This is a genomic window from Henriciella barbarensis (assembly GCF_003576345.1).
Lineage (GTDB): Bacteria > Pseudomonadota > Alphaproteobacteria > Caulobacterales > Hyphomonadaceae > Henriciella > Henriciella barbarensis.
Genome location: NZ_QWGB01000005.1, coordinates 1,015,494 through 1,032,828, shown reverse-complemented (window position 1 = coordinate 1,032,828; position 17,335 = coordinate 1,015,494). Strand labels below are relative to the sequence as shown.

At 61.3% G+C, this 17,335-nt stretch carries 19 protein-coding genes; 9 read left to right on the top strand and 10 right to left on the bottom strand.

Features of this window, described 5'->3' with window-relative positions; genetic code table 11:
* Positions 1 to 127 precede the first annotated feature (127 nt).
* From D1224_RS08045 to tkt, 5 genes are all read right to left on the bottom strand, one after another.
* Positions 128 to 1,021, bottom strand: a complete 894-nt coding sequence (locus D1224_RS08045; RefSeq protein WP_119379369.1) for a fructose bisphosphate aldolase — start codon at positions 1,019 to 1,021, stop codon at positions 128 to 130.
* A gap of 40 nt (positions 1,022 to 1,061) precedes the next feature.
* A complete protein-coding gene (locus tag D1224_RS08040; RefSeq protein WP_119379368.1) occupies positions 1,062 to 2,264 on the bottom strand; it encodes a phosphoglycerate kinase in 1,203 nt (400 codons plus the stop codon).
* A 27-nt stretch (positions 2,265 to 2,291) separates the two neighbouring features.
* A complete protein-coding gene (gap, locus tag D1224_RS08035; protein ID WP_119379367.1) occupies positions 2,292 to 3,299 on the bottom strand; it encodes a type I glyceraldehyde-3-phosphate dehydrogenase in 1,008 nt (335 codons plus the stop codon).
* A gap of 242 nt (positions 3,300 to 3,541) precedes the next feature.
* Positions 3,542 to 4,015 (bottom strand): ABA4-like family protein, encoded by a 474-nt coding sequence (locus D1224_RS08030; RefSeq protein ID WP_119379366.1) that lies wholly within the window; start codon positions 4,013 to 4,015, stop codon positions 3,542 to 3,544.
* 73 nt (positions 4,016 to 4,088) lie between these two features.
* Positions 4,089 to 6,059: a transketolase gene (gene tkt / locus D1224_RS08025; protein WP_119379365.1), complete on the bottom strand. Its 1,971-nt coding sequence runs from the start codon at positions 6,057 to 6,059 to the stop codon at positions 4,089 to 4,091.
* A gap of 97 nt (positions 6,060 to 6,156) precedes the next feature.
* On the opposite strand from tkt, the gene D1224_RS08020 reads away from it, so the two are divergent.
* From D1224_RS08020 to D1224_RS08010, 3 genes are read left to right on the top strand one after another with little or no spacing between them, the layout of a single operon-like run.
* Positions 6,157 to 6,432, top strand: a complete 276-nt coding sequence (locus D1224_RS08020; protein ID WP_119379364.1) for a DUF4164 family protein — start codon at positions 6,157 to 6,159, stop codon at positions 6,430 to 6,432.
* Entirely contained in the window at positions 6,432 to 6,737 is a 306-nt protein-coding gene (gene zapA / locus D1224_RS08015; RefSeq protein ID WP_119379363.1) for a cell division protein ZapA, read from the top strand. Before D1224_RS08020 ends, zapA begins: the two co-directional genes overlap by 1 nt.
* Positions 6,734 to 7,489, top strand: a complete 756-nt coding sequence (locus tag D1224_RS08010; protein WP_119379362.1) for a glycosyltransferase family 2 protein — start codon at positions 6,734 to 6,736, stop codon at positions 7,487 to 7,489. The genes zapA and D1224_RS08010 overlap by 4 nt, the downstream gene beginning before the upstream one ends.
* Positions 7,490 to 7,555: 66 nt before the next feature.
* Here the strand turns inward: D1224_RS08010 and D1224_RS08005 are convergent, their stop codons facing one another.
* From D1224_RS08005 to D1224_RS07995, 3 genes are read right to left on the bottom strand one after another with little or no spacing between them, the layout of a single operon-like run.
* Positions 7,556 to 7,999 carry a bifunctional diaminohydroxyphosphoribosylaminopyrimidine deaminase/5-amino-6-(5-phosphoribosylamino)uracil reductase RibD gene (locus tag D1224_RS08005; RefSeq protein WP_119379361.1) on the bottom strand — a complete coding sequence of 148 codons (444 nt, stop codon included), beginning with the start codon at positions 7,997 to 7,999 and terminating at the stop codon, positions 7,556 to 7,558.
* Positions 8,000 to 8,002: 3 nt separating this feature from the next.
* Positions 8,003 to 8,716: a 2,3-diphosphoglycerate-dependent phosphoglycerate mutase gene (gene gpmA, locus D1224_RS08000; protein ID WP_119379360.1), complete on the bottom strand. Its 714-nt coding sequence runs from the start codon at positions 8,714 to 8,716 to the stop codon at positions 8,003 to 8,005.
* A gap of 52 nt (positions 8,717 to 8,768) precedes the next feature.
* Positions 8,769 to 9,905: an AGE family epimerase/isomerase gene (locus D1224_RS07995; RefSeq protein WP_182482215.1), complete on the bottom strand. Its 1,137-nt coding sequence runs from the start codon at positions 9,903 to 9,905 to the stop codon at positions 8,769 to 8,771.
* A 136-nt stretch (positions 9,906 to 10,041) separates the two neighbouring features.
* On the opposite strand from D1224_RS07995, the gene D1224_RS07990 reads away from it, so the two are divergent.
* The 6 genes from D1224_RS07990 (at position 10,042) to D1224_RS07965 (ending at position 16,063) form a co-directional block, all read left to right on the top strand.
* Positions 10,042 to 10,626 carry a hypothetical protein gene (locus D1224_RS07990; RefSeq protein WP_147372350.1) on the top strand — a complete coding sequence of 195 codons (585 nt, stop codon included), beginning with the start codon at positions 10,042 to 10,044 and terminating at the stop codon, positions 10,624 to 10,626.
* 83 nt (positions 10,627 to 10,709) lie between these two features.
* Positions 10,710 to 11,942, top strand: coding sequence for a murein hydrolase activator EnvC family protein (locus tag D1224_RS07985; protein ID WP_119379357.1), 1,233 nt, complete (start codon positions 10,710 to 10,712; stop codon positions 11,940 to 11,942).
* 16 nt (positions 11,943 to 11,958) lie between these two features.
* On the top strand, positions 11,959 to 13,287 hold the full coding sequence (locus D1224_RS07980; protein ID WP_233350450.1) for a S41 family peptidase: 1,329 nt from the start codon (positions 11,959 to 11,961) through the stop codon (positions 13,285 to 13,287).
* Positions 13,288 to 13,365: 78 nt separating this feature from the next.
* Positions 13,366 to 14,736 (top strand): divergent polysaccharide deacetylase family protein, encoded by a 1,371-nt coding sequence (locus D1224_RS07975; RefSeq protein WP_119379355.1) that lies wholly within the window; start codon positions 13,366 to 13,368, stop codon positions 14,734 to 14,736.
* 2 nt (positions 14,737 to 14,738) lie between these two features.
* Positions 14,739 to 15,257: an RNA pyrophosphohydrolase gene (locus tag D1224_RS07970; protein WP_407647455.1), complete on the top strand. Its 519-nt coding sequence runs from the start codon at positions 14,739 to 14,741 to the stop codon at positions 15,255 to 15,257.
* Positions 15,254 to 16,063, top strand: coding sequence for an alpha/beta hydrolase (locus tag D1224_RS07965; protein ID WP_119379353.1), 810 nt, complete (start codon positions 15,254 to 15,256; stop codon positions 16,061 to 16,063). The genes D1224_RS07970 and D1224_RS07965 overlap by 4 nt, the downstream gene beginning before the upstream one ends.
* On the opposite strand, the gene D1224_RS07960 is transcribed toward D1224_RS07965, so the two are convergent.
* Entirely contained in the window at positions 16,064 to 16,597 is a 534-nt protein-coding gene (locus D1224_RS07960) for a phosphoribosyltransferase (protein ID WP_119379352.1), read from the bottom strand. It lies immediately after the preceding gene.
* On the bottom strand, positions 16,594 to 17,283 hold the full coding sequence (locus tag D1224_RS07955; protein ID WP_119379939.1) for an MJ0042-type zinc finger domain-containing protein: 690 nt from the start codon (positions 17,281 to 17,283) through the stop codon (positions 16,594 to 16,596). The genes D1224_RS07960 and D1224_RS07955 overlap by 4 nt, the downstream gene beginning before the upstream one ends.
* Positions 17,284 to 17,335: the final 52 nt, after the last annotated feature.

The window sequence follows — 17,335 nt, the reverse complement described above, 5'->3', positions numbered from 1 at the left end:
CAATCATTGTGTTGCTCACAATGGACCGGCGCTGGCCCCGGGGAAGGCAAGCGCCAATTCGAGGCACCGCAAAAGAAAAAGGCGCCACCTTGCGGCAGCGCCTTTCAATTCAGTTGGCGTTCGCTGCCTAGCCGGCGCGCGAGGCCTCACAGATATTGTCGATGGAGTCGCCGAGCTTGGCGTTGAAATCGTCGTCAGACTGCGCAATCGACAGGCCTTCGGTGAGCGCACGCGAGAAGCTTGCGATCATGCCGGTATTCTTCGACAGGCGCTCGCAGGCCTCTTCGCGTGAATAGCCGCCTGACAGGGCGACAACGCGCATGACTTTCGGATGATCGACCAGTGGCTTGTAGAGGTTGGTCTTTTCCGGGAGCGTCAGCTTGAGCATAACTTCCTCACCCTCTGGCAGTTTGCCCAGTTCCTTCGTGATCTCTTCGAGAAGGATCTGTTCGGCTTCGGCCTTGTCAGCGATAGTGATCGTGACTTCCGGCTCGATGATCGGCACGAGGCCGTGGCCGAGGATCTGCTTGCCGACTTCGAACTGCTGCTGGACCACGGCGGCGATACCGTCACGGTTCGCGGCATTGATGACAGAGCGCATCTTGGTGCCGAAGACGCCTTTGTTCACAGCGCGCTTGAGAAGCTCATCTAGGCCCGGCATTGGCTTCATCACCTGAACGCCGTCTTTCTCTTCGGCGAGGCCCTTGTCGACTTTCAGGAATGGTACGACGCTGCAATCTTCCCAGAGAAACTGCGCCGTTGGCTTTCCTTCGATCTCGCCGTCCATCGTCTTTTCGAACAGGATGGCGCCCATCACCTTATCGCCATTGAAGGCTGGCGCGGTGATGATGCGGGCGCGCATATCGTGAACGAGTGCGAACATCTCGTCGTCATTGGTATAGGCGCTTTCTTCAACGCCGTAGAGACGCAGCGCCTTCGGCGTGGAGCCGCCAGACTGGTCCAGTGCTGCGATAAAGCCGTCTTTCGTCGCGGCCTGCTGTCTCATCTCTGCGTTTGCCATTTGGTGCGGTCCTCTTCCCCGTCGTGCAATCTTGTCAGTTCTAGCTTTTCTTGAGCGCCTCGACGCCCGGCAGCGGCTTGCCTTCCATCCATTCAAGGAAGGCCCCGCCAGCAGTCGAGACAAAGGTGAAATCCGACGCAACGCCTGCATGGTTGAGCGCAGCGACCGTATCCCCGCCACCTGCGACCGCAGTCAGATTGCCGTCCCGGCAACGACTTGCTGCGGCACGTGCAGCCTCGACTGTCGCCTTGTCGAATGGTGTCGTTTCGAACGCACCAAGCGGACCATTCCAGACCAGCGTCTTGGCCGCATCCATGGCAATCGCAAGAATGCCAACCGATTCCGGACCCGCATCGAGGATCATCTCATTGTCAGCGACCTCGCCCGTCGAGCAGATGCGATGGTCGGCATTGGCCGCAAATTCCTTCGCCACGACGACATCCTGCGGCAGGATGATATCGCATCCGGCCGCGGCCGCATTCTTCTCGATCTCGCGGCACGTATCGGTGAGGTCATGCTCACAGAGCGACTTGCCGACCGAATGGCCACGTGCCGCCAGGAAGGTGTTCGCCATACCACCGCCAATGGCGAGCGCGTCCACCTTGGAGACGAGGTTCTTCAGAAGGTCGATCTTGGACGAAACCTTCGCCCCGCCGACAACAGCCAGCACCGGACGCTCCGGGCTGCCCAGCGCCGCTTCCAGCGCATCGAGCTCGCGCTCCATCGACTTGCCGGCATAGGCCGGAAGACGGCGGGCCAGCCCTTCGGTCGAGACATGCGCGCGATGCGCCGCCGAGAAGGCGTCATTGACATAGATATCGCCAAGCTTCGCCATCTCATCGGCCAGCGTGTCGTCATTCTTCGTCTCACCCGGCTTGAAACGGGTGTTTTCCAGAAGCACGACACCGCCCTGCTGGATGGATGCGAGGGCGTTGGAAGCGACCTCACCAACACAATCGCTGGCGAACGCCACAGGCGCCCCGAGAACACCGGCAAAGGCTTCGGCGACAGGCTTGAGGTTCAGCTCAGGCTTCACCTCTCCTTTCGGACGGCCAAAGTGCGCCAGTAGCGCGACTTTCGCCCCCTTGTTTGCAAGATACTGAACCGTCGGCAGGGCTGCGCGCAGCCGCGTATCGTCGGTGACCTCACCGGCCTCATTAACCGGCACATTGAAATCGACGCGAACCAGCGCCGTTTTCAGGGCAAGGTCTTCGACATCCTCGATCCGTCTGAAGTCGGACATGCGGACGCTCCTTGTCTGGTCGTTAGACTAGAGGAATTTCGACATCGCGATGGCGGTATCGCTCATGCGCGTGGAGAAACCCCATTCATTGTCGTACCAGGACAGCACGGAGACGAGGTTGCCGTCCATAACCTTGGTCTGGTCCATGTGGAAAACAGACGAGTGCGGGTTGTGGTTGAAGTCGATCGAGACGTTCGGCGCATCGGTATAACCAAGCACGCCTTTCAGCGGGCCGTCAGCAGCCTTGCGGATCGCGTCATTGATCTCTTCGACCGAGGTGTCGCGCTTGGCGAGGAATTTCAGGTCGACAACAGACACGTTCGGTGTCGGCACGCGCATCGCGAAGCCGTCGAGCTTGCCATTGAGTTCCGGCAGGACGAGGCCCACAGCCTTTGCAGCGCCAGTCGAGGTCGGGATCATCGACATCGCAGCTGCGCGGCCGCGATAGAGGTCCTTGTGCATCGCATCCAGCGTCGGCTGGTCGCCGGTATAGGAGTGGATCGTGGTCATGATCCCCTTGTCGATACCGATCGTGTCATTCAGCACCTTGGCGACCGGCGACAGGCAGTTGGTCGTGCACGATGCGTTGGAGACGATGAGGTCATCGGACGTGAGCGTGTCATGGTTGACGCCGTAGACGATGGTCTTGTCAGCACCGGCTGCAGGCGCCGAAACAAGAACGCGCTTCGCGCCAGCCTCAAGGTGAAGGGCGGCCTTCTCCTTGGCGGTGAAGATACCGGTACACTCCATGGCGATATCGACGCCATTTTCCTTGTGCGGCAGGTCTTTCGGGTCGCGGATCGCGGTGACCTTGAAGGACTGGCCGCCAACCTTGATCGTGTCGCCCTCTACAGACACATCCATTGGCAGCGTGCCGTGGATGGAGTCGTATTTCAGAAGGTGCGCATTGGTCTCGACAGGACCGAGATCATTGATCGAGACGATCTCGATATCGTCACGTCCGTTTTCGAGGATCGAACGCAATACATTCCGGCCAATCCGGCCAAATCCGTTGATGGCTACACGAACCGCCATATTGTCTTCTCCATTCCGGCAAATTTCAAAGGCTGAAAGCCCATAAGTCTTGACGCCGGGGTTTAGCTGTCTCCATCGGCGGCGTCCAGCATGACACAGCCGAGAACCGGCGATGTGACGCAAGGAAATGCAGGAAAACTGGCCAATTGAGCATCGTCAGCAGGCTTTGCGCCGTCCAGCCGGGCTCAAATTCGCCTCCCATTCTCTCCAAGCGTATGTGGGCCAACACCCCGTCGAATCGCCTAGTCACGCGGTTCTGCGCTGACGTTTTCGGTCTCGAACAGGCTGATCCCCTGCCCCCGCACCAGGCGAACGAGCATATAGGCAAGCAGGCCAACCGGCCCGAACAGGAAGCTTGCAATCATGCAGGGCGCGGCAATGACATGGGGGATGTTCCTGCGCGGCGCATCGCGCCCGATCCAGGCACCCACAAACAGGTCGAAGATGAGATAATGCGTCCAGCCAACAATGACGCCGTTGGGGTGGTCGAACAGCGCCGAGATGGCCGCGATAGACCCCATGCCCACACCTTCGGCCGCCTGCCCAAAGAACATCGAGGCGAGCAGGCAGACGGTATAGAGCAAGCCATAAGCAAGCGGATAGATGCCGGAATGCACGACCAGTCCTGTGGTGCGCCAGCGCGGCGCGAACAGAAGCAGCAGCCAGGCTGGCACCACCAGCGCGTTGATCAGCGTGTAAAGCAGATTCCAGTCCATCAGCAGTCTCCCTCAACCCATGCCGAAGGAGGTCTAGATGAATTCGAGGGTCTGCTCCAGCTTTGACGCGCGATCAGTTGACCAGCGCGTGCGCCATCTCTGCGACAGCGTCTGGCGTGATGCCAAAACGCTCATAGAGGTCTTGATACGGCGCGCTCGCACCGAAGCTGTCCATGCCGACAAAGCCGCCGCGAAGACCGATCCAGCGGTCCCAACCAAAGCGCACGCCTGCTTCCACGACGATACGCGGCAGGCCCTTGCCGAGAGTTTCCTCTTGGTAGGCATCAGACTGCTCTGCGAACAGCTCTACGCACGGCATCGACACAACACGGGCACTGATGCCGGTTGAGCGCAACATCTCCTGCGCCGCGACGGCAATCTCGACCTCTGAGCCAGTGGCGATCAGCACGACCTGCTCATTGCCTTCACCGGAAGAGAGGACATAGCCGCCTTTGGCCGAGAGGTTCTCGTCTGTATGCGCCTTGCGCACGCTCGCGACGGTCTGGCGGGTCAGCGCGATGGTGGATGGGCCGTCGGCCCGCATCAGCGCCAGTTCCCAGCATTCGGCGGTCTCAACCCCGTCCGCCGGGCGGAAGACGTGCATGTTCGGCATCGCGCGAAGGCTGGCCACATGTTCGACCGGCTGGTGGGTCGGGCCATCTTCGCCAAGACCGATGGAGTCGTGCGTCATCACATGAATTACCCGCTCACCCATCAGAGCGCCAAGGCGGATCGCCGCGCGCGAATAGTCTGCAAAGACAAGGAAGGTGCCAGAGTAGGGGATGATGCCCTTGTGCAGCGCCATGCCGTTCATCGCCGCCGCCATGCCATGCTCGCGCACGCCATAGTGGACATAGCGCCCGGCCCAATTGTCCGGCGTCATCGGCTCCTGGCACTTTGCCTTCGTATTGTTCGAACCGGAAAGGTCAGCAGAGCCGCCAACCATTTCCGGAATGGACGCGGCCAGCTTTTCCAGCACCGCGCCGGACCATTTACGGGTCGCGTCATCCTTGTCGGCATCGACCACGTCCTGTTTGTGCGCGCGGACCACCGCTTCGATGTCGCCCAGCTCACCGCGCATCGCCGCATCGAACGCTGCCTTGTGAGCAGAGCCTTCGTGGCGCTTGTTCCATTCGCCATGCAGGCTGGCCGAATGCGCACCTTCGCGCTTCCAGGCGTCAGCAATGTCATCCGGCACCACGAACGGCTCATGATCCCAGCCGATATTCTTGCGGATGCCCGCAATCTCCTCGGCGCCATAAGGGCCACCATGAGCCTTGCCCGTGCCTGCGATGGTCGGCGCGCCATAGCCGATGATCGTCTTGCAAGCGATCATGACCGGCTTGTCCTGATCCTGCGCCCAGCTGAGCGCCTCGTGGATTTCTTCGGTATTGTGTCCGTCGATGGCCTTCGTCGCCCAGCCAGCCGCCTCAAAACGGGCGCACTGATTAGTCGAATCAGAAAGCTCGGTCCCGCCATCAATGGTGACGGAGTTATCGTCGAAGAGAACAATCAGCTTGTTCAGCTTCATGTGCCCGGCCAGCGTGATCGCTTCCTGGCTGACGCCTTCCATGAGGCAGCCATCGCCCGCAACGACCCAGGTCTTGTGATCGACAAGCTCATCGCCAAAGCGCGCATTGAGGTGACGCTCGGCCATCGCCATGCCGACAGCGGTTGCAATGCCCTGGCCCAACGGGCCGGTTGTCGTCTCGACGCCGGGGGTCACGAAATTTTCAGGGTGGCCCGGCGTCTTCGCGCCTAGCTGGCGGAAATTGCGGATGTCGTCGCGGCTGACACTGTCATATCCCGTCAGGTGAAGCAGGGAATAGATCAGCATGGAGCCGTGCCCCGCCGACAGGACGAAACGGTCCCGGTCTGGCCAGTACGGATCGGCCGGATCATGCTTCAGATAGCGTGTCCAGAGGATCGTCGCGACATCCGCCATCCCGAGGGGAAGGCCGACATGTCCCGACTTCGCCTGCTCCACAGCATCCATGGAGAGCGCACGGATGGCATTCGCCATATCCTTGTGTTCAACCGCCATAAGTCACCCTGTTGCGTTTCGCTTCGCTTTGGACGCTGCCCGGCTTGGCTGTCAACCAGCTTGGCACTTGGGGCTGCATCCTGCTATCGGATTCGGGATGGATAAATTCAATTCGGCAACGCAAGAGCTCGAAAACGCGCTCACGCACCTTGAAGAGGCGCTTGAAGGCCTGTTCGAGAATGCGGGCGACCCAGCTGTTGCGCGCCGCGAGCTGTCGGCCATGATTGCCGATCGCGCGCGACTTGCCGAAGAGCTGGACCAGTCCATCGCCCGTCAGAAGGAACTTCAGGCTCTGGCAGACGAAGCTTCCGCTGCGCTCGGCTCAGCAATCGAGGAAGTGCGCGCTGCCCTCAAACGTGAACAGGATGTGTGATGGCCAAGGCTGATATCGTCATTCGCGGCAAGCAATATTCCATCGATTGCGCCCCCGGTCAGGAAACGAGGCTTGGCGATCTTGCCAGCGATCTCGACACGCGGGTGAACCAGATCGCTGAAGCGCTCGGAGATATGGGTGAGGAAAAGCTCCTCCTGATCGCCGCGCTCGCCCTTCTCGATGAACTCGACGACGCCCAGCGCAACCTTGCCACGTCCGGCGGGTCCGACAGGGCCGCCGACGCCATTGGCGATGCGGCCGCCCGCATTCGCGCGCTGACCGAACGCATTGAGGCGGGTCAGTGACGCCCGGAAAAGACCTCAGCGTCCTCATCCCCTTTTACAATGAAGCTGGAAACGTTGCGCCGCTCATCGAGGAGATCAAAGGCGCGCTCGACGGTATCGATTATGAAATTGTCTGCGTAAATGACTGCTCCGACGATACGACCGGCGAAGAGCTTGAGGCCGCCCGCCGGGTACTGCCCGACCGGATCATCGTGCGGACCCATGTGCGCCGCGCAGGCAAGTCGGCGGCCCTGATGACCGGGCTGCGGGAAGTGTCGGGCCGCTGGACGCAGCTGCTCGACGGCGACGGCCAGAACGATATCGCCGATACCCGCCGCCTTTGGGACGCAATCATTGCGCCGGGCGGCACAGGCAGGCTCGGCCTCATCGCTGGCAAACGCAACAGCCGCAATGATAGCGGCTTCAAATGGCTTCAGTCGCGCATTGCCAATGGCATTCGCCGCTTCCTGCTGCGCGATGATGCGACCGACACAGGCTGCGGCTGGAAGCTGATGCGCACGGACGCCTTCCGGGAGCTGCCCTATTTTGCGTCCATGCACCGCTTTCTGCCTGCGCTTTTCAAACGAGCCGGCTGGGAAGTGCGCGAAGAACTCGTCAATGACCGTCGCCGCTGGCACGGCAGTTCAAAATACGGATTTCTCGGACGCCTCGGCGCAGGCATCGCCGACTTGATCGGCATGTTCTGGCTGGTCCGGCGCGGAGCGCCCGGCATCGCCGCCGAATGGAATGATCCGCGAGCCAACGATAAATAGAGCCCCGCTGCCGCTGACACCTGCGCAGGCAGCGTCGGGTGGTTGAGCCAAGGTGCTCCACCAAAACTAGCCCAACGAAGCGAAGAAATCTTCATAGAGGAATGCCGCTTCCTCCTCCAGAAAACCCGTCGCGATGTCGATCCCGGCCGATTCTATCGCTGCCTTGCCACCCGCGCCTTTCGGGTGACGGTCCATGACGGACACGACCACGCGGGCCACACCCGCTTTGATCAGCCGATTCGAACAGGACGCCTCACCCGTAGACCGCTCGCGGCAGGGCTCCAGCGTTACATAGGCCGTGGTGCCAACGGGCAGCTTGCCCTTGAATTGGGTTAGCGCCAGCTGTTCAGCATGTGGACGCCCGCCATCACCGGTCGCGCCTTCAGATAGCCTGCGCCCGTCCGCACTCATCAGAACACAACCGACCGATGGGTTGTCCCCGGTACGGCCATGCTGGGCGCGCGCAAGCTCTATCGCCCGGCGCATTGCATTTTCGTCTTGCTGACGCATCGATCAGGGAAGCGCTGGCAGGTCAGTCGCACGCGAGCCATCAAGATAGCGTGCTGAGGTTGGCTGTAGGCCGTCGCCAAGCTCGATCAGGAGCGGATTGCCCGTTGGGATCTCGACGCCTGTGATCTTGTCGTCCGGGACCTGAAAGAGGTGTTTCACCAAGGCGCGCAGCGAATTGCCATGCGCGGCGATCACGATGTCCGTGCCATGGCGCAAGCGTGCCGCAATCGTTTCATGCCAGTAAGGCAGCACGCGCTCGAGCGTCAGCTTGAGGCTTTCCGTCGCTGGAATATCGATGCCGTGATAGCGCGGGTCCTTCGACATGTCATAGGCGCTGCCTTCTTCCATTGGCGGCGGCGGTACATCATAGGAGCGGCGCCAGACATGGACCTGGTCCTCGCCGTGTTTCTCGGCGGTCTCTTTCTTGTCGAGACCCGTCAGCCCGCCATAGTGGCGCTCATTCAGGCGCCAGTGCTTTTCCACCGGCAGCCAGACACGGTCCATCTCGGTCAGCGCGGTCCAGAGCGTGCGGATGGCGCGGGTCTGCAGGCTGGTAAAGCCAAGCTGCGGCTCGAAGCCTGCATCCTTCAGCAGGCTGCCTGCATGCCTGGCTTCGGCTTCACCCTTGGCCGTAAGGTCGGCATCCCACCAGCCTGTGAAGCGGTTTTCCAGATTCCACTGGCTCTGGCCATGCCGGACGAGGGCGAGTTTAGGCATGATGCGTCTCCTGGCTGCGCGCTGCGTTCTGTTTATCTTGCGGGGTTTAAGCTCAGACCCCGGTTACACGCAACAGCTCGCAGAAGGCGAGCACGACGTGATACCCGGTCGAGGCTGGCATATCATCGGCACCGACCTGCCCATCGGCATGATAGCAATCGATCCATCCACCCTCGGGCGTCAGATACTCATCCATCAGCACATCGAAACACTGTACCGCGCGGGACTCACACTGCTCGTCGGCGCCTAGTTCCATCATGGCGAGGTGAGCTTTCAGCGCTTCGGTCTGCATCCAGGTCCGGCGCGATCCATCGACGATTTCGCCCTCACGAGTCGCTTTAGCAAACACACGGCCCTCGGCGTCCAGCGTGCGCAGGCCGATATCGTATAGCTTGCCCATGGCGGGATTCAGCTCACGGCCAGCGGCACCTGCATGCGTTTTCAAGAGCCACACCCACTCGAACTGGTGACCGGGCTCGATGAAGCGAAGCCCCGGCTCACGTTCCTCGGACCAGTCGAGGCCGAATGTCTCACCCAGCGTCCCCGTGACCTGATGGAGCATCTTTTCATCGAGTAGACGCACCAGTGCGCTGGCCCGCTCCAGATGGTCACGCCGCTCATCGCTCTCATAGAGCGCCAGATTGGCCTCCAGCAGGTGCATGTGCGGGTTTTGCAGACGCCGGTCGCCCCGTGGCAGGCTTTCAGCATAACCCCCATGGGTCACATCTTCGAGCTTTGCTTCGACATTCGCGATCAGCTGGCGCGCATGTGCGGCGGCGTCCTCATGACCCTGCATCGCGGCGTGAGCATAGGCGAAAAGCGCAAATGCTGTGTCATACAGGTCCGCAGTCTCATCGATGAGGCCGTCCCCCTCTGCACTGATGCAGCGGCCGATCAGGCCATCGCCGCGCACGCTCGGCCCTGAGAGCGCATCGACACCATAGCCAATCAGCCTGTCTGCACGGTCAGCATCCCAGCCGAGGCGCTTGGCCGCTGCAAACAGATAGGTCTGGCGCGCCTGTACCCGCACGCGCATCCTGTCGGTCTCTAGCGGGCGGTGCGTGATATCGAGCTTTTCCCTGAAAAGGTTGTTGCCGAGCACGCCTTCGCGGCTCCACAACGGAAAACAGCTGTCCAGCATCCAGTCTCGCGCTTCTCGTGCGCGGCGGCTCAATGCGGTTGATGTCATCAGATTCAGCTCCGTGCGGACCAGGCCATCGCTTCGCAAGTTCGATGCCTGCTTGCTATCAACTGGCCAAGATGTTTTCCAGCGTCTAGACACCATAAAACTCCGCAGCCGATTCCGGGATACCCTAACCCTCACAATGACTGACCGTATTTTTTTCCCGAGCGCCCTGCTCGTCGCCATCATCATGGTCGCGATTGCGGTCCTTCCCGGCATGAATGCCGTACCAACCGGACCGGTCAGCGGCGGTAATACGGACTATCGCCGTATCGAGGTGAGCGGCGCACAACTGCACCGCTTTGTTGCAGGCGGTGACGTCGATATCTCCGTCGAACGTGTCGACGGCGCACAGGCCCTACGCATCGAGGTAGAGGCAGGCACACTCGCCGACGACCCCCTTCGCGGGCCCCACTTCGTTCTGGACCGCGACCTGGAAACGGTTTTTGCGGGCCGGGAGATACAGGTGACGGTGCGGGCCCGCGCCGCTGACCGCTATGGCGCAGAACAGATGCGCATCAATTACTCTGTCGGTGCCGCCGTCGAGTCCGGCTGGCAGACCTTCCCCGTAACGCGCGAATTCACTGACCAGTCCTTTACCTGGACACCGCCGCCACGACCGGAAGGCACGGATGCAGGCTATGACTATCTCGGCATCCGCCCGATCGCCCCGGAGAAACAGCGCGCCATCTACGTGCAGTCGGTTGTCTTCCAACCGATGGACTAGGCGAAACCCCGCTGCAATCCTTACCTCGAAAGCGCGTTTCGTTAAGGATACGGTGACCCTCACCATGGCATGCCGTAAGCGACATGCGCGCTTCACTCATCCGCCTCTCACTTATTCCACTTGCCGGTCTTTTGATGGCCGCCGCGCCGCGTGAGTACAGCCGCGAAGAATTGAGCGCGCTCGAAGCCCAGCGCCAGTCCGCCATCCGCCAGCTCGAAGCCCTGGAGAAGGCCGAGTCCGAAAGCGGACAGGATGTCACCAGCCTCGAACGCCAGCTGATCTCCGCCGCGCTAGAGAGCCGCCGGCGCGAGGAACAGGCCGCCGCCTCCGAGATCAAGCTGATCGATCTTCGCACGCGTCTCGGCTCAGCCCGCGATGCGCTGGTCGAGAGCACCGACAATCTCGAAGAGATCATGGCAAACCTCGCCATTTCAGGCAGGCACCGCCCCCCGGCCCTCATTGCCGCGCCCAAGGAAGCGAACGCCGCCATCCGCGCCGCCATCGTGATGGGCGGGGTCGCTCCGCAGATCAATGAACAGACTGACCGTCTCGCCAGTGAGATTGCTGAACTGAAATCGCTCGAACAGTCGGTACTCGAAGAGCAGGATCGTCTCGCCGCCGCAGAAGAGCGCCTTTCCGCCAAACAGGCCGAGATCGAAACTCTGGTGGCTCGCAAACGTGCTCAGTATGAAAGCGTATCCGGTGAAGCCGACGCCCTTCGCGCCCGTGTGCGCCAGATCGCGGGTGAAGCGGAAACCCTTCGTGACCTTCTCACCGCGCTTGAGAGCCAGGCCCCCCGCGCACCGGCCATAAAGCCGCGCGCCCAGATACAGCTCGCCGCCTCCCGCACATCGACACCGAGCCGCACCACGGACGCGCCGCGCAACCCAGCCCGTAGCCCGGCTGTAGCCAATCTCAGACCGCTTGGCCGCGAGGCGCTTGGCGGCCTGATGCAACCCGTCGCAGGTCTCGTTTCAAGGAACTGGGGTGATGACCTTCCAGGCGGCGAAACCGCCAAGGGTCTCTACATCCAGCCTCGCGCAAATGCCGACATTGTCGCCCCGATTGACGGGACAATTGAGTACGCGGACGAATTCCGTAGCTACGGTAAGCTCTTGATCATTTCGACAAGTGATGGATACCATATCGTTCTGAGCGGATTGGGCCGTATTCACGGTACCCCGGGACAGACGGTACGCGCCGGTGAGCCAGTAGGACGCATGTCCGACCGTGCAAATCCGCCGCCTGAGCTCTATCTAGAAGTCAGGCGGAATGGTGTGCCAATGAATCCGGCGCGCTGGATGCAAGGCGGATAGGCCGTCACAGGAGATAATGACCATGAGAGCAATGCTGACGGGGGCTGCAATCGGTGTCGTGATGGGCGGGGTCGCCGTAGGCGTCTCAGCGGTCGCCTGGCCGGATCCTGGAACGAGCAACAGCCGAGCGGAAACCTACCGACAGCTTGATCTCTTTGCTGAAGTGCTGGCCCGCGCCCGCGCTGACTATGTCACCGAGATCGACGAGGCCGAAGCGATGGAAGCGGCCATTAACGGCATGCTCGGCTCTCTCGACCCGCATTCATCCTATCTTTCCGCAGAAGACTTCTCCGCCATGCAGGTTCAGGCCTCTGGCGAATATGGCGGCCTTGGCATCGAAGTTCAGATGGAAGATGGTTTCGTGAAGGTCATCACGCCAATGGACGATTCCCCGGCATCGCGTGCAGGCCTGGAAAGCGGCGACCTGCTCACGGCCATCAACGGCAAACCAATTGTCGGTCTCAATATCGATGACGCTGTCGAAGACATGCGTGGCCCGCCGGGAACCGAAATCATCGTCAGCGTGATGCGCGAAGGTGAAGACCCGTTCGATGTCACCATGGAACGCGAAGTCATCCGTCCAAAATCCGTCGACTGGAAGACGATTGACGAAGATGTGGCCTATATCCGCATCTCCACATTCAATGAACGCACCACTGACCTTCTCGAAGATGCGTTTGAGGGCGTCTCCGACGAACTCGGCAATCGCCCGGCTGGTATCATTCTCGACCTACGCAATAATGGTGGGGGCCTCCTCGATCAGGCGATTTCCGTTTCGGACAAATTCCTGTCGGGCGGCGAGGTCGTGTCGACCATCGGTCGCCGACCGAGCGACATTGCCCGCTATAATGCCCGCTCCGGTGAGGTTTTCCAGAACGTGCCGATTGTCGTGCTGATCAATAATGGCACGGCTTCGGCGTCTGAGATTGTCGCCGGCGCGCTTCAGGACCGTGGCCGCGCCACCGTTCTCGGTATGACCAGTTTTGGCAAGGGGTCGGTGCAAACCGTCATTCCGCTAGGCAGTGACCGCGGCGCGATCCGCCTCACCACCTCACGCTATTATACCCCGTCAGGGCGCTCGATACAGGCAACCGGTATCGTGCCGGACACCGAAGTCGCTCAGGCCCGCGTTTCTGAAGAAGAAATGGCCCGTATCCGCCGCTTCTCCGAAGCCGATCTGCCGAACGCCCTGACCAATGAGGATGGCGTTGAACGCGAGATCCCTCATCTTCCGAAGGAGCAGCCTCCTGAGGATTATGAAGGCGAGGACTATCAGCTCGACCGCGCGCTTGAAGTCCTTCGCGGCGGCCAGATGAGCGCAACGGAAACACCGCAGGCCGGTTAACGGATATTTGCGTTGTCTTAACCGGTCGCTGGCAAGGTCTCGATTGACCCGCCAAACCAGCGACCGGAGAGACCGTACATGGCCGCACAGGCACCTCGTGAGCCATCGCCGCTGCGTAGCGCAATCAAGCATTCGGTTCTGAGCTTTGCGACTGTCGGTTTCGCGCTGACGGCGATGGCAGGTGGCATCCATCTCTGGGGCAGCGAAGACACGTCCAGCCCGGTCCGCCAGATTGCCCTTTTCGAGACAAAAACCCCGGCTATCACGACGCCGCAACTGAAGACACGGCTTGCCTCTTCTAACGCGCCCGCGAGACAGATCGCGGCCCCGGTTTACCGCCCGGAAGACACCCCGCAGCCCTTTATCACTGATGCAATGATTGCGCGGGGCGAAACTGCAGCGCCTGATCTTGGCATCGACTATGTTGATGGCGTCTCACGCGTTGTACGGGTCGCTGACAACAGCAATACAAACACCCCTGATGTCGCTGAGCGCCCGACCGTGCGCATCAATGGTATCAGCGTCTCTTCAGGCCAGTCCTGGCAGGAATCACGCAGCACGCTTGCGCTACCGCATGCGCCTGTCGCCGCGGTTTCAGAACGCACGCCCGTCGGCACCCTGCCAAAGATTTCAGATGATGGCCGCACGCCTGCTGGCGTCTATGCGCGCCCGTTCGCCAACACCGAAGGACGCCCGACGGTTTCCATCATTCTCGGCGGACTGGGCATCAACCGCACGCACACCCGTTCAGCGATTGACGAGCTTCCGCCAGAGGTGACCCTCTCCTTCGCGCCCGGGACACGCGACCTTCAAGGCTGGATCGATCAGGCCCGCGCCGCTGGCCACGAAGTGCTGCTGGAAGTCCCGCTTGAGGCCTATGAGCTGTCCTCTGGCCCGGCCCACCCGCAAAGCCTCACCACCGCAATGCAGGAGGCTCAAATTGACGCCCGCCTCAGCGCCCTAATGGCGTCAGCAAGCGGCTATTTCGGTCTCACCAATTACCAGGGCGGCCGCTTCCTGCGCAGCCCTGAAAGCGTCACGCACCTTGCTCGCCTCACGGCCGCCCGCGGTCTCGCTTTCGTTGAAGATGGCAGCCTGCCGCGCTCGGCCATGGATACGGTGACCACCGACGCGCCGCTCCGCTTCCGCCGGGCCAACTTTCCCATTGATACCCAGCCGCATGGCGGGGACATCCAGGAACGTCTGCTTGAGCTTGAGACGCTCGCCATCGACAAGGGCTCGTCCGTCGGCTCCGGCTTTGCCTATCCGGTCACAATCGACATCCTGAAAGCCTGGACCGATAGCCTCCCGGCCAAGGGCATCGTGCTCGCGCCAGCGTCTGCCGCCACACATACACGGCCATCCGCTACGACAGGCCGTGAAACTGCGTCCATCGCCCCACAGGCGGGTGGGCAAGCCGACATGGAAGCGGTAGACACGACTGGGTGACCATTCAGACACCCGACCCCTCGCTCTATCGCCCCAATGTCGGCCTCGTCCTCTTCTCGAGCACGGGCTATATTTTTCTTGGCCGCCGCATAAACGGTCGCGGCGCTTTCCAGTGGCAGATGCCGCAAGGGGGCATAGACGACGGCGAGACGCCCCACGACGCCGCGCTTCGCGAACTCGAAGAGGAAGTCGGCGTCTCGGACAAGCTCGTCGATGTGTTAGAGGAAACCTCTGACTGGCTGTTCTATGAGTTTCCGGCCGAAGTGCGCCGCCGCATGCCGGGCGCCTTTATCGGCCAGCGCCAGAAATGGTTTGCCCTGCGCTTCAAAGGCTCTGACAGCGACATCCGTCTCGATCGCCACACGCCAGAGTTCGACGCATGGCGCTGGGCCCGTCTCAGCGAAGCGCCGTCCGCTATCGTGCCGTTCAAACGGCCTGTCTATCAAGCGGTTGCTGAGCGCTTCCAGCCTTGGGCGGGAGAGAATTTCGCCATTGAAAGAAAAGCGGGAGAAATGCCATGAGCCGGACAATACTGATGATCCACGGCGTTGGCTGCGGCGGCGAAGCCTGGAATGCGATGCGCCGCGCCTTCGAAGCGGCTGGGTGGCGGGTCGAAGCGCCCACCCTGTTTGAAGACCAGCGAACCATAACTGACCCGCCCCAAAGCCTGAAGGACCTCACCCTGACCGACTATGTCGAGGCGATGTCGGCAAAAGCGCGCGAGATCGAGGCAGAGACCGGTGAGAAGCCTGTCGTCATGGGTCATTCCATGGGCGGCCTCATCGCGCAGAACCTTGCCGCACGCGGCGACGCGGCTGCCGCCATCTTCCTCACGCCAGCGCAGACCCCTGAATGCCAGGTGCAGGATTTGCGCCTCATGATCACGTTCTGGAGTATTCTGAAGGCAGGTCGAAAGAACATTCCCGAGAACAGTTACAAGGTCGGCAAGTTCGGCTTCCGCTGGGGCGTGATGAATGAAGTCCCAAAGAGCCGACATGACGAAATCTATGCGCAGGCGCGCTTCGATTCAGGAAAGGTCTATCGTGACCTGACTGAACCTTCTCCGATTGACGAGAAGACCGTCACCATCCCGACGCTGACCATCGGCGCTGGCAAGGATCGCGCGACGCCGATCAAGGCCGTCCGCCGCGTCGGCCAGAAGTATAAGGGCGCAGGTGTACCCGGCGATTATATCGAGTACCCCCGGCACGCCCACTGGATTGTCGACGAGCCGGGCACTGACAAGGTTGTTGCTGACATTCTGGGTTGGCTGGACAGCAAGTTGACAGATCAGGCGCCTGCCAACGAGCCTCAGCCCGTCATGTGATCAGTCGAGAGCGCCGACGAATGGCAGTCCCCGGTAGAGACCCCTATCGTCCATACCATAGCCGACGAGGAAGCGCTCAGGCGCCTCAAAGGCGTAGTAATCGACATTTTCTGGCCCGGCCGGCGCTGATGGCTTGCGCGCGAGCGCAACGGTGATCACTTCACGCGCACCTTTCGTCATCAAGTGCTGGCGCGCAAAGGCGAGCGTGCGGCCCGTATCGAACACATCGTCGATCAGCAGCACACCGCGCCCGGTCACAGGGCGGGTAATGTCCGCGCGCACATTCACCCGGCCGGAGCTTTCGCGCGCATCGCGGTAGCTTTCCAGCCAGAGCGCATCGAGGACCGGGTGGATATTCCGCCGCGCCAGCGCTTTCATGAGGTCACTGGTGAAGGGCGTCGCGCCGATCAGGATATTGATCGCGGTCCATTCGCCCTGAAGCCGGGGGGCCAGCGTCTCTGCCAGCTGGTCGACCATGGCCATCAGCTCGTCCTCGTTCAGGACAATATCGATTTCAGGAGTGTTCTGGCTCATGGATTACCGCCGAGATCTGGTGTGACGTTTGCCTGCGCGCTTTCAAGCCCAGCCTCGCCCTCGTCCACAAGGCCAAGTTCCAGCTGGAAAGCTTCAAAAGGCGGGTTCTCTATCCGTTTCGAAAAGCCTGCAGTCTCTCCGGGAGCGATCTCCGCTTGCGCGACCGCCGCATAATAGGTGGCGATATGTACCCCATCATCGTCAAGCAGGCGCACCTCGACAAGCGGCGCGCGCCGTGGCCGTTTGGTGAAATTGCGCACCTCACCGCTGATCTCCAGCACGGGCAGCGTCCCATCGAGGAAGCGTTCAGCATCCTCTGAAGCGAATTCGACGCCGAACCGGTTCACTTTCATGCCGAGCGCACTGAAGGCCGAGGCGCTCTGCGGCCAGGCTTCCACCACCCGGCTCCGCATCAGGACAGCTCCGCCCAGAACACCGACGAGGAAACATGCCGCCACCGCCCATGACACGATAGCCGCCATCCTGCTCGCGCGGGTTTTGCGGTCGCGCACCCGTTTGCGATAGGCTTCATGCGCCCCACGCCCGGAAGCAGCCGCCAGACCCTCGCCCTGACCGACAAACCAGCTATGGTCGCAAGCGGCGCACTTCACCGTGCGCCCGGCCTCACCGATCGTGGAGTCGTGCGCGAAATACTGGGTCTCGCAGTTCGGACAGGTGAGAATCATGGCTTGGAGTTTCGCGCAATTCTCTGAAATAGTCGATTGGACCGCTGCGGAT